This window comes from Ideonella sp. P3_A4 (assembly GCF_056403075.1).
The window spans coordinates 1-11,825 of record NZ_JBFUGE010000164.1; the positions used below are offsets into that span (position 1 = coordinate 1).

12 protein-coding genes are annotated in these 11,825 nt (G+C 66.4%); 11 read left to right on the forward strand and 1 reads right to left on the reverse strand.

The window, feature by feature from the left end; translation table 11 throughout:
- The 9 genes from AC1DYI_RS15795 to AC1DYI_RS15835 form a co-directional block, all read left to right on the forward strand.
- Positions 1 to 431, forward strand: a 431-nt coding sequence (locus tag AC1DYI_RS15795; protein ID WP_477205081.1) for a M20/M25/M40 family metallo-hydrolase, incomplete at its 5' end; no start/stop codon positions are given.
- 25 nt (positions 432 to 456) lie between these two features.
- On the forward strand, positions 457 to 1,632 hold the full coding sequence (locus AC1DYI_RS15800) for an acetyl-CoA C-acyltransferase (protein WP_477205082.1): 1,176 nt from the start codon (positions 457 to 459) through the stop codon (positions 1,630 to 1,632).
- A 136-nt stretch (positions 1,633 to 1,768) separates the two neighbouring features.
- Entirely contained in the window at positions 1,769 to 3,586 is a 1,818-nt protein-coding gene (locus AC1DYI_RS15805) for an acyl-CoA dehydrogenase (RefSeq protein WP_477205083.1), read from the forward strand.
- 20 nt (positions 3,587 to 3,606) lie between these two features.
- Entirely contained in the window at positions 3,607 to 4,398 is a 792-nt protein-coding gene (locus tag AC1DYI_RS15810) for an SDR family oxidoreductase (RefSeq protein WP_477205084.1), read from the forward strand.
- A 4-nt stretch (positions 4,399 to 4,402) separates the two neighbouring features.
- The gene (locus AC1DYI_RS15815) at positions 4,403 to 4,855 is read left to right on the forward strand and encodes a PaaI family thioesterase (protein WP_477205085.1); all 453 of its coding nucleotides are present in this window, start codon (positions 4,403 to 4,405) and stop codon (positions 4,853 to 4,855) included.
- 12 nt (positions 4,856 to 4,867) lie between these two features.
- A complete protein-coding gene (locus AC1DYI_RS15820) occupies positions 4,868 to 5,887 on the forward strand; it encodes an NADP-dependent oxidoreductase (protein ID WP_477205086.1) in 1,020 nt (339 codons plus the stop codon).
- Positions 5,887 to 6,444 carry a GNAT family N-acetyltransferase gene (locus AC1DYI_RS15825; protein WP_477205087.1) on the forward strand — a complete coding sequence of 186 codons (558 nt, stop codon included), beginning with the start codon at positions 5,887 to 5,889 and terminating at the stop codon, positions 6,442 to 6,444. The genes AC1DYI_RS15820 and AC1DYI_RS15825 overlap by 1 nt, the downstream gene beginning before the upstream one ends.
- The gene (locus tag AC1DYI_RS15830; RefSeq protein WP_477205088.1) at positions 6,441 to 8,108 is read left to right on the forward strand and encodes an isovaleryl-CoA dehydrogenase; all 1,668 of its coding nucleotides are present in this window, start codon (positions 6,441 to 6,443) and stop codon (positions 8,106 to 8,108) included. Before AC1DYI_RS15825 ends, AC1DYI_RS15830 begins: the two co-directional genes overlap by 4 nt.
- A gap of 23 nt (positions 8,109 to 8,131) precedes the next feature.
- Positions 8,132 to 9,046 (forward strand): SDR family oxidoreductase, encoded by a 915-nt coding sequence (locus tag AC1DYI_RS15835; protein WP_477205089.1) that lies wholly within the window; start codon positions 8,132 to 8,134, stop codon positions 9,044 to 9,046.
- Here AC1DYI_RS15835 and AC1DYI_RS15840 read toward each other — a convergent pair.
- Positions 9,043 to 9,888 (reverse strand): IclR family transcriptional regulator, encoded by an 846-nt coding sequence (locus AC1DYI_RS15840; RefSeq protein WP_477205090.1) that lies wholly within the window; start codon positions 9,886 to 9,888, stop codon positions 9,043 to 9,045. The two genes, AC1DYI_RS15835 and AC1DYI_RS15840, sit on opposite strands and share 4 nt — an antisense overlap.
- Positions 9,889 to 9,920: 32 nt before the next feature.
- Here AC1DYI_RS15840 and AC1DYI_RS15845 point away from each other — a divergent pair, with 32 nt between their 5' ends.
- Both AC1DYI_RS15845 and AC1DYI_RS15850 read left to right on the forward strand, forming a co-directional pair.
- Positions 9,921 to 10,538, forward strand: coding sequence for a hypothetical protein (locus AC1DYI_RS15845; RefSeq protein WP_477205091.1), 618 nt, complete (start codon positions 9,921 to 9,923; stop codon positions 10,536 to 10,538).
- Positions 10,539 to 10,608: 70 nt separating this feature from the next.
- On the forward strand, positions 10,609 to 11,825 hold a 1,217-nt coding region (locus tag AC1DYI_RS15850; RefSeq protein WP_477205092.1), incomplete at its 3' end, for a Tex-like N-terminal domain-containing protein.

Here is an 11,825-nt window from a genome sequence, read left to right on the forward strand (position 1 = left end):
GCCGCGCCGAAGCGACCGTCAACTTTCGCCTGCTGCCGGGCGACAGCGCTTCGGCGGTGATGGGCCACGTGCACGACGTGGCCGAAGCCGCGATGCCCGGCGCGCACTACGAACTGTCGACGCTGCCGAATGCGAGCGAAGCCTCGCGCGTCTCGCCCACGCAATCGACCTCGTACCAGCTGATCAACAAGACGGTGCGCGAGGTCTTCCCGGGCACCTTGGTGGCGCCGGGGCTGATGATCGGCGCGACCGACTCGCGCCACTTCGAGGCCATCAGCGACCACATCTACCGCTTCTCGCCGGTGCGCGCGAAGCCCGAAGACTTGGCCCGTTTCCACGGCACCAATGAACGCATCTCGGCCGCCAACCTGGCCGAGCTGATCCGCTTCTACCACCGCCTCGTCAGCCAGGCCGCTGGCGCAGGCGCTTGAATCCACTTTCCCACAGGAGCCCGCCATGAGCCGAGCCGTCATCGTTTCCACCGCACGCACGCCGCTGGCCAAGAGCTGGAAGGGCGCCTTCAACATGACCCACGGTGCCACGCTGGGTGGCCATGCGGTCAAGGCCGCTGTCGAACGCGCGGGCATCGACCCCGGCGCGATCGAAGACGTGCTGATGGGTTGTGCCAACCCCGAGGGCGCGACCGGTGCCAACATCGCGCGCCAGATCGCGCTGCGTGCCGGTCTGCCGATCACCGTCAGCGGTGCGACGGTGAACCGCTTCTGCTCCAGTGGTCTGCAGACCATCGCGATGGCGGCGCAACGCATCATCGCCGGCGAGGGTGATGTCTATGTGGCAGGCGGTGTCGAGAGCATCTCTTGCGTGCAGCAGGAGATGAACACCCACATGCTGCAAGACAGCTGGCTGAAGGAGCACAAGCCCGAGATCTACTGGAGCATGCTGCAGACCGCAGAGAACGTGGCCAAGCGCTACAACATCTCGAAGGAGCGTATGGACCACTACGGTGCCGGCAGCCAGCAAAAGGCTTGCGCCGCGCAAGCGGCAGGCAAGTTCAACGACGAGATCGTGTCTGTCACCGTGACGGCCGGCGTGGCCGACAAGGTGCTGGGCCTGCGCACGAAGGAAGTCACTGTCGGTGCTGATGAAGGCTTGCGCGAAGGCACGACCTACGAGTCGATCAAGGACATCCGCACTGCCATGCCTGGTGGCGTGGTGACCGCTGGCAACGCCAGCCAGTTCAGCGATGGTGCTGGCGCCTGCGCGCTGGTCAGCGAAGCCTATGCCGAGCGCAAGGGTCTCAAACCCCTGGGCCGCTTCCTCGGCTTTGCGGTGGCCGGCTGCGAGCCCGACGAGATGGGCATCGGCCCGGTCTTCGCGGTGCCCAAGGTGCTGTCGCGTCTGGGCCTGAAGGTCGAAGACATCGACCTGTGGGAGCTGAACGAAGCCTTTGCGGTGCAGGTGCTGTACTGCGCTGACACGCTGGGCATTCCGATGGACCGTTTGAACGTCAACGGCGGCGCGATCGCCGTCGGCCACCCGTACGGCGTGTCCGGCCAGCGCCTGACCGGCCACGCGCTGATCGAAGGCAAGCGCCGTGGCGCCAAGCGTGTCTGCGTGACGATGTGCATTGGCGGCGGCATGGGCGCAGCTGGAGTGTTCGAAGTCCTTTGATGAAAGCTCCGCGCGAGCCGAGGAGGCGCTCCGAAGGAGCCGCCGTTCATCAAGTGGCGTGCGCGGATCCGGCTTTGCCGGTCCGCTGCGCGAGCCCCCTCGGGGGGCAGCCCCCGGAAGGGGGCGTGGGGGCCCCATGTTGCGACCAACAATCGAATTTCTGCTCTACGACTGGCTGCACGCCGACTCGCTGGTCGAGCGGCCGCGCTTTGCCGACCATTCACGCGAGACCTTCGGCTCGGTGCTGGACGCCAGCGAGCGCCTGGCGCGCGAGAAGTTTGCGCCGTTCAACCGCCTGATCGACATCGAGGAGCCGCGCTTCGATGGCGAAAAGGTGATCCTGCCGCAGGCCACGCACGACGCGTGGAAGGCCTTCGGCGAATCCGGCATGTTGAGCGCGGCGCAGGACTACGAGATTGGCGGCATGCAGTTGCCGTACACGGTGGAAGCCGCGGCCAACTCGTTCTTCGCCAAGGCCTCTGTCGGCATCGGCGGCAGCCTGCTGACGGTCGGGAATGCGAACCTGCTGATGGCGCACGGCACCGAGGCGCAGAAGCGCGTCTTCGCGCTGAACGAATTCAGCGGCCGTTGGTCCGGCACGATGTGCCTGTCCGAGCCTCAGGCCGGGTCCAGCCTGTCGGACGTGGCCACCCRCGCCGTGCCCGATGGCGACGACTTCGAAGCCGATCCGCTCGGCCCGCGTTTTCGCCTGACCGGCAACAAGATGTGGATCTCGGCCGGCGAGCACGAGCTGACCGAGAACATCATCCACCTGGTGCTGGCGAAGATTCCCGGCCCGGACGGCAAGCTGGTGCCGGGCACGAAGGGCATTTCGCTGTTCGTCGTGCCGAAGAAGCTGGTCGACACCGATGCGCAGCTGACCGGTGAACGCAACGACGTGGCACTGGCCGGGCTGAACCACAAGTGCGGCTGGCGCGGCACGACCAACACCTTGCTCAACTTCGGCGAAGGCCGCTTCAAGCCGGGCGGTCGGGCTGGCGCAGTGGGCTACCTCGTCGGGCGACCCGGCGAGGGCCTGCGCTGCATGTTCCACATGATGAACGAGGCGCGCATCGCCGTAGGCTTGGGCGCGGCGATGCTGGGTTATGCGGGCTACGAAGCTTCGCTCTCCTATGCGCGCCAACGCCCACAGGGCCGGCCAATGACCGAGGGCGGCAAAGACGCGGCGGCACCGCAGGTGCCGATCATCGAGCACGCGGACGTGAAGCGCATGCTGCTGGCGCAGAAGGCGTTCAGCGAAGGCGCGCTGGCACTGGGCTTGTACTGCGCCCGCCTGGTCGACGAGCAGCACACCGGCACGCCGGAGGCGGCGGCCGAAGCGGCGTTGCTGCTGGAGGTGCTGACGCCGATCACCAAGAGCTTCCCGAGCCAGTGGTGCCTGGAGGCCAACAGCCTGGCGATCCAGGTGCATGGTGGTTACGGCTACACGCGTGACTTCCCGGTCGAGCAGTACTGGCGTGACAACCGCCTGAACATGATCCACGAAGGGACGCACGGCATCCAGGCGCTGGACCTGCTGGGCCGCAAGGTCGTGATGCAAGGCGGCGCCGGGCTGAAGCTGCTGGCCACCCGCATCAACGGGACGATCGAGCGCGCGGGTCACGCCGAAGGGCTGGCCGAGTTCGCGACACAACTTGGCGCTGCCGTTCAGCGACTGGGCGCCGCCACCAAGTCGGCCTGGGCCACCGGCGTGCCGGAAGAGGCGCTGGCCAACGCGACGCCGTACCTGCAGGCCTTTGGCCACGTGGTGATCGCGTGGATCTGGCTCGACGTGGCGCTGGCAGCGCGCCAGGCTGATGCGTCGCGCCGCGAAGGTGCACAGGCAGCCTGCCGCTATTTCTTCGCCTACGAGCTGCCGTTGGTCGAGGCATGGCTGAAGGTGGTCAGCGCACGCGAAGCCGTGTGCCGCGACATGCAAGACGACTGGTTCTGACGACGAGACAAGGACACGACATGAGCACCCCGATCCAACAACTGCTGAACCTCGAAGGCCAGACCGCGCTGGTCACCGGCGGCTCGCGCGGCCTTGGCCTGCAGATCGCTGAAAGCCTGGGCGAAGCGGGCGCGAAGATCCTGCTGTCGTCACGCAAGGCAGGCGACCTGGAAGAAGCCGCGGCCCATCTGCAGGCCAAGGGCATCGACACGCGCTGGGTCGCGGCCGATGCCAGCCAGCCCGAAGACGCGAAGCGCGTGGTCGATGACGCGATGCAACGCCTGGGCCGCATCGACATCCTGGTCAACAACGCCGGCGCCACCTGGGGTGCCCCGGCCGAGGCACACCCGCTGGAGGCTTGGGACAAGGTGATGAACCTGAACATCCGCAGCCTGTTCGTCTTCAGCCAGCTGGTGGCCAACGCGAGCATGATCCCGCGCCGCGCCGGCCGCATCATCAACGTCGCATCGATCGCTGGACTGGGTGGCAACCCGCCCGAGATGCAGACGATTGCCTACAACACCAGCAAGGGTGCAGTGGTCAATTTCACCCGCGCACTGGCTGGCGAATGGGGCCGGCATGGCATCACGGTGAATGCGATCGCGCCGGGCTTCTTCCCGAGCAAGATGACCAAGGGCTTGCTGGAGAAGCTGGGCGCCGAGAAGATGGCCGCGCACGCGCCGCTGGGCCGCTTGGGTGACGACGACGACCTGAAGGGCGCGGCGCTGCTGTTTGCATCGGCCGCAGGCAAACACATCACCGGCCAGATCCTGGCGGTGGACGGCGGCGTGTCGGCCTTGACCGGAGGCTGAGCGCTTGGCTTCCAGCAAGATCCCGTTTCCTGTCCGCGTGCCGTTCGTCGAGCGGCTGGGGTTGGAACTGCACGCTTGTGCGAACGGCGCCAGCGAACTGCGGGTGGACCTGAACGACGCTCACATGAATTCGTGGGAAGTGGCCCACGGTGGCGTGCTGATGACCATGATGGACGTGGCGATGGCCATCGCGGCGCGCAGCATGAACCTCGACGGGCCCGGCGTCGCGACGATCGAAATGAAGTCGAGCTTCATGCGGCCGGCCGAGGGCGAATTGCGTGCACTCGGCAAGCTGCTGCATCGCACGTCGACGATGGCCTTTTGCGAGGCATCGGTATTCGATGCCGACAACCACCTCTGTGCCCACGCCACCGGTACCTTCAAATACGTGCGCGCGTTACCTGCCAAGGGGCGACAGCTGAAGCCCCTGCAGCGCAACGACCAAGACAACACCTGAAAGGACAACAACATGACAACGATCAACCGCCAGATTCTGCTGGCCTCGCGCCCCGAGGGCGAGCCGACTGTCGACAACTTCCGCCTGGTCGAGACGCCGGTGCCGGCGTTGGCGGACGGCCAAGTGCTGGTGCGCAACCACTTCCTGAGCCTGGACCCGTACATGCGCGGCCGCATGAACGACGCCAAGAGCTACGCGGCGCCGCAGCCACTGAACGAGGTGATGATCGGCGGCACCGTTGGGGAGGTGGTCGAGTCGAAGAACGAGCACTTCAAGCCTGGCGACAAGGTGGTCGGCATGGGGGGCTGGCAGGAATACACGCTGGTCAACGCCAGCCAGCGCGGCGTRCTGCAGAAGGTCGACACGACGCACGTCCCGCTGTCGGCCTACCTCGGTGCGGTGGGCATGCCGGGCGTGACCGCGTGGTACGGCCTGGTGAAGATCATCAACCCGAAGGCGGGTGAGACGGTGGTCGTCAGCGCGGCCAGCGGTGCGGTCGGCGGTGCGGTTGGCCAACTGGCCAAGGCGCGCGGCTGCCGGGTGGTCGGCATTGCGGGTGGTCCGCAGAAATGCGCGCAGGTGGTCGAAGAGCTGGGCTTCGATGCCTGCATCGACTACAAGGCCCACACCGATCTGAAGTCGCTGTCGAAGGCGCTGAAAGAAGCCTGCCCGAGTGGCATCGATGGTTACTTCGAAAACGTCGGCGGTGTGATCCTCGATGCGGTGATGCTGCGCACCAATGCCTTCGCCCGCATGGCCTTCTGCGGAATGATCGCTGGCTACAACGGCGAGCCGATCCCGATGGCGTACCCGCAGCTGATCCTCAGCAACCGCATGAAGCTCGAAGGCTTCATCGTCAGCGAGCACATGGAAGTGTGGCCCKAGGCACTGAAGGAGCTGGGCACGCTGGTGGCCACGGCCAAGTTCAAGTACCGCGAGACGGTGGCGCAGGATCTTGCCAATGCACCTGAGGCCTTCCTGGGCCTGCTGAAAGGCAAGAACTTCGGCAAGCAACTGGTCAAGCTGGTTTGATGGCGAAGATCCCCACCAGTTGGCATTGGTGCCGCTTCGAGGGCTTGAGTCTGCAAGGCCTGTACGACGTGCTGCAGTTGCGCCAGCGCGTGTTCGTGCTGGAGCAGGACTGCCCGTACCTCGACGCTGATGGGCTGGACCAGCGCAGTTGGCACTTGCTGGGGCGGCCCGAGGCCGGCCCGCATGCGGGTGAACTGCTGCTGTACCTGCGCGTGGTCGACCCGGGCCTGAAGTACGACGAGCCGTCGATCGGCCGCGTCGTGATCGATGGCAAATTGCGGGGCACTGGCCTGGGCCGCGTGATGATGGCCGAGGCCATCCAACGCTGTGCCGAGGCTTACCCTGGGCTGCCGAACCGCATCAGTGCACAAGCGCACCTGGTCAAGTTCTACGGTGAGTTCGGCTTCGAGGCGATCGGTGAGCCTTACCAGGAAGACAACATCCCGCATCAGGAGATGCTGAAAGCGCCCCCCAAGTCCAGGCTGGCGCCCGGCCTGCCCCCCGAGGGGGGCATGAACCTCGGGAGCGGCCCTTCGGTTCTCGGAGCGCAGCCATGAACGTGCCGACACCGACCCACGAAGTGACGAACCAGAGCGCGCCGCTGGTCGGTGCAAACCTGTTCGAAGGCAACCAGCCGTTGCGCGACGCGCTGGCGTTTCATGGCTTGGCCGCGGATGACGTCGCACTCAATCGTCTGGGCGTCGAAGCAGGCAGCGCCGAGATGCAGACGCACGCCCGCTTGGCCAACGTGAACCCGCCGGCACTGCACACGCATGATCGGCAGGGCCGACGCGTCGACGAGGTCGAGTTCCACCCGAGCTACCACGCGCTGTTGGGCGGCGCTGTCGGCCATGGCCTGCACGGCACGCCGTGGGCCGAAGGGCCGGGCGGCCATCTGCGCCGTGCCGCTGGCTTCATGCTCTTCACCGAGCTGGAGTCTTCGGTCCTGTGCCCGGTGTCGATGAGCTACGCGGTCACGCCGGCTTTGAAGGCCAACGCGGCGTTGCATGCCGACTGGTCCACCAAATTGACCGCGCCTGTCTATGACGCACGCGGCCTGCMGCTGGCGCAAAAGAACGGCGTCACGCTCGGCATGGGCATGACCGAGAAGCAGGGCGGCTCGGATGTGCGCGCGAACACGACGCGCGCCGAGCGTGATGGCGCCGATGCCTGGGGCGAGCGTTACCGCATCACCGGCCACAAGTGGTTCTTCTCGGCGCCGATGAGCGATGCGCATTTGGTGTTGGCGCAGACCGGCGCAGGCCTCAGCTGTTTCCTGGTGCCGCGCTGGCTACCGGATGGCGCGCGCAACCACGTTGAGATACAGCGGCTGAAGGACAAGCTGGGCAACCATGCCAACGCGAGCTCCGAGGTCGAGTTTCGCGACGCGCTGGGCTGGCTTGTGGGCGACGAAGGTCGCGGCATCCCGCAGATCCTGGCAATGGGCGCGTTGACGCGGCTCGACTGCGCCTTGGGCACTGCCGCACTGATGCGTCAGGCGATGTCGCTGGCGATCCACCACACCGCGCAGCGGCAGGCGTTCGGCAAACCGCTGAATGCACAGCCCTTGATGCGCAACGTGCTGGCCGACCTCGCGCTTGAGAGCGAAGCGGCCACGGCACTGGCAATGCGCGTTGCCCGTACGGTGGACCGCACCGAGCATGGTCAGGATGCGAGCGGCCACGAAGCGATCATGCGCCGTGTGCTGACGCCGGTGGCCAAGTTCTGGGTCTGCAAGCGCGGCAGCCATTTCGCGCAAGAGGCGATGGAATGCCTGGGCGGCAATGGCTATGTCGAGGAACACGGCGAAGGCCTGATGGCCCGCAYCTACCGCGAGATGCCGCTGAACTCGATCTGGGAGGGGGCAGGAAACATCATGGCGATCGATCTGCTGCGCTCGCTGCGCGGCGGCCCGGTGGCCAATGCCCTTGCTGCCGAGCTCGCGCCAGCCCGTGGCGCGCATGCGGCGTTCGACCGCCTGGCTGACACGCTGCCGACGCGACTGGACGGCCTGACCGACGAAGTCGAAGCCCGCATCCTGGCCCGCGACGTGGCGCTGGCCGTTCAAGCGGCGCTGTTGCGCCAGCACGCGCCGGACTTCGTGTTCGAAGCGTTCTGCGATTCACGCATCGCCAGCGGTGATTCGCTCGGCGCCTTTGGCAGCCTGCACCGCAGCGCGCCGTTCGACGCGCTGATCGCACGCGCGAATCCCATCCACTAGATTTCTCTCTCGAAGGGCACACCATGGGTTACTTCAGCGRCCGCACTGCGGTCATCACCGGCGCCGGTTCGGGCTTCGGCCTGGAGGCGTCGCGCATCGCCGCGCGCGAGGGCATGAACGTCGTGATGGCCGACGTGATGCCCGAGCCCTTGGCCAAGGCCGCGGTCGAGATCGAGGCGCTGGGTGCCAAGGTCCTGCCGTTTCAGCTCGACGTGTCCAATCCCGACCGCATGCAAGCTCTGGCTGACGCGACGATGGCGCACTTCGGCGCGCCGCACTTCGTGTTCAACAACGCCGGCATCTCGGTCGGCGGGTTGATCTGGGAACACACGCTGAAGGACTGGGAGTGGACCGTCGGCGTCAACCTGATGGGCGTTGCCCATGGGGTGCGCGTGTTCACACCGATGATGCTGGCCGCAGCGAAGAAAGACCCGGGTTACCAGGGCCACATCGTCAACACAGCGTCGATGGCCGGCTTGGTGAACCTGCYGAACCAGGGCGCCTACAACGTCACCAAGCACGGCGTGGTGGCCTTGAGCGAAACGCTGTACCAGGACTTGGCGCTGGTGACCGAGCAGGTGCACGCGCACGTGCTGTGCCCGTACTTCGTGCCCACCGGCATCATCCACAGCGAGCGTGCGCGGCCCGGTGAGATGCGCGACGCCGATGAAGTGCTGACGCCGAGCCAGAAGGTCGCCAAGATCCTGGGCGAAAAAGCCGTGGCCAGCGGCAAGGTCAGTGCTGCCGAGGTGGCGCAGTTCGTGTTCRACGCGATGGAAGCGAACCGCTTCTACATCTTCAGCCATCCGAACGAGCGGGCGCTCGGTCCGGTCGCGGTGAGGGGCGAAGACATCGTCAAGATGCGCAACCCGACCGATCCGTTTGCGCACCGGCCGGATCTGGGTGAGCAGTTGCGCGCAGCGCTGAAAGACAGCTAGAAGCGGCCGGCGAGCGTAGCCGCGATGCGGTCACGCATGGCCACCAGCTTCGGCCCCACCTCGCCCAACAGCCGCTCACGGTCGGCCTGGCGCGCCGGCATGCTGGCGCTGAAGGCCATCACCTTGCGGCCATCGGCGCCCAGCATCGGCACGCTGACCGCGTGCACGTCCTTGTTCCAATCGCCGAGCGACAGGCACAGGCCATGCGTGTCGAAATCGCGAAACGCCTGCTCGATGTCGGCCCGTACGCGCGGCCAATCGGATTCGCGCGGCACCAGCCGGCGGAAGTCCGCGAGCTTCTGATCGCGGTCTGACAGTGCAGCCATGCAGGCGCGGCCGACCGCGGTGGTGCCGCGTGGCACCTGCTCGCCTACACCGACGCGCAGCGCGAAGGTCGGGTTGCCGTGCGCCACCTCGAGGAACACCATGTGCTGGGCCTGCGGTGCCGCCAGTGTCACCGTCGCGCCCACCTCGTTCGCCAGTGACTGCATCAGCGGCTTGGCGATCTCGCGCACGTCCAGGTTCCCGAGGTAGGCGACGCTGAAGTTCAGCACCGCCAGGCCCAGGCCGTACTTCTCGATGTCGGGGTGGAATTCGAGATAACCCAGGTCGGTCAGCGTGTGGGTCAGCCGCGCGATGGTCGAGCGGGGCAGGCCGGTGCGATGTGCCAGGTCCTTGTTGCCCAACACCTTCTCGCCACGGCGAAAGCAGCGCAGCACCGCCAGGCCGCGGGCCAAGGCGGTGACGAAATCCGGGTCGTTGCGCTGCGCCTCGGTTTCCGGCGGTACCTCGGGCAACTTGGGCTCGGCGCTCGGCGTCTCGGCATCCCGTGATTTCTTCATCGAGTCGATTCTAGGCACGCACAATTCGAGGCATGGACTACGAGGCGCTGATCGGCTGGGGCTTGGCCGCCTTGTTCGGTGGCTTTCCGCTGTGGGCGCTGGTCGGCTGGGTCGTCTCGCGCTGGTCCAGCTTCGAATCCGGTGCCGGCACCGCGATGCTGCTGTTCGGCACCGTGGGGCTGGGTGCGGCTGCCGTGCTCGCCTGGTTCATCTTGCAGCACCCTGGTTTCGCCGAAACGCTGGAGGATCCGCGCCAACCGTATGCGATGGTGGGCGTGTTCGGCGCGTTTGGCGGCTTCGGCGTGCTGGGTGGTGGTGTGCTGCTGGCCTGGTCTGCGAGCCAGCGCAGGGAGCGCTTGGGGCGGCAGCGAGAGCCGCTGCCGGTAGGCCCCGAGCGCGAACGTTGGGGCACCTCGTTCACGATCRCCGGCAACCTGGCGATCCTCGGCTGTGCGCTCAGCGCCGGCTTCATCGACTTGAGCACCGAGCAGAGCATCGCGCTGATGTTCACCGGTGTCGTCGCCGGCTGCGCGTGCTTCTTTGTTGCTTTCGCTTGCAAGGGCAAGTTGACGCTGGAAGTGGCGCTGATCCTGCTGCTGATCGGCGGTGGTTTCGCGCTCGCACTGGCCGCAGTGCAATACCTCGGCTAGCACACATTTCGGCATCGCGGTTCTGGCACACTCGCGCGCTTTGTCGCTCTGACTGAATCGGTTTCCCGCCTTGGACAAGATCCTGTTGCAAATTGCCGCTGAACTGAAGGTTCGGCCGGCGCAAGTCAATACCGCCGTCGAACTGTTGGACGGCGGCGCCACCGTGCCCTTCATCGCCCGCTACCGCAAGGAAGCCACCGACGGGCTCGACGATATCCAGCTGCGCGAGCTGGAATCGCGCCTGGGCTACCTGCGCGAGCTGGAAGAACGCCGCACTGCCGTGCTGAAAAGCATCGAAGAGCAGGGCAAGCTGACGCCCGAGCTTCACGCGGCCATCGCGGCGGCGCCCACCAAGCAGGAGCTGGAAGACCTCTACCTGCCGTACAAGCAGAAGCGCCGCACCAAGGGCATGATCGCCCGCGAGGCGGGGCTGGAGCCGCTGGCCGACAAGCTGTTCGCCGACCCGACGCTGGACCCGCAGGCTGAAGCGGCCTCGTTCATCAACGCCGACGGCGGCTTCGCCGATGTCTATGCGGTGCTGGACGGTGTGCGTGACATCCTGTCCGAGCGCTGGGCCGAAGACGCTGTGCTGGTGCGCAAGCTGCGCGAGTGGCTGTGGGAAGAGGGCCTGTTCCAGTCCAAGCTGATGGATGGCAAGGACGTCAACAACGCCGACATCGCCAAGTTCCGCGACTACTTCGAGTACGACGAGCCGATCCGCACTGTGCCGTCGCACCGCGCGCTGGCGGTGTTCCGCGGCCGCACGCAAGAGATCCTCGATGCCAAGCTGGTGCTCGACGAAGAGGTGGTGCCGGGCCAGCCGACGATGGCCGAAGGCCGCATCGCCCACCACCTGGGCTGGGGCCATGCCAAGCGCGCCTGCGACGAACTGATCCGCAAGACGATCGCCTGGACCTGGAAGGTCAAGCTGTCGATGAGCCTGGAGCGTGACCTGTTCGGGCGTCTGCGCGAAGAGGCCGAGAAGGTTGCCATCAAGGTTTTCAGTGAAAACCTGCGCGACCTGCTGCTGGCCGCGCCGGCCGGCAAGCGCGTCGTGATGGGGCTGGACCCGGGCATCCGCACGGGGGTGAAGGTGGCAATCGTCAGCGATACCGGCAAGGTGCTGGACACCAACACCGTCTACCCGCACGAGCCGCGCAAGGACTGGGAAGGTTCGATCCACACGCTGGGTCGCCTGTGTGCCACCCATGGCGTGAACCTGATTGCGATCGGCAACGGTACCGCGAGCCGCGAGACCGACAAGCTGGCGGGCGACCTCATCAAGCG

Bases quoted from the DNA above. Each gene is read 5' to 3' on its own strand.
- AC1DYI_RS15800 (WP_477205082.1), top strand. From the start codon at position 457: ATGAGCCGAGCCGTCATCGTTTCCACCGCACGCACGCCGCTGGCCAAG.
- AC1DYI_RS15810 (WP_477205084.1), top strand. From the start codon at position 3,607: ATGAGCACCCCGATCCAACAACTGCTGAACCTCGAAGGCCAGACCGCG.
- AC1DYI_RS15825 (WP_477205087.1), top strand. From the start codon at position 5,887: ATGGCGAAGATCCCCACCAGTTGGCATTGGTGCCGCTTCGAGGGCTTG.
- AC1DYI_RS15840 (WP_477205090.1), bottom strand. From the start codon at position 9,888: ATGAAGAAATCACGGGATGCCGAGACGCCGAGCGCCGAGCCCAAGTTG.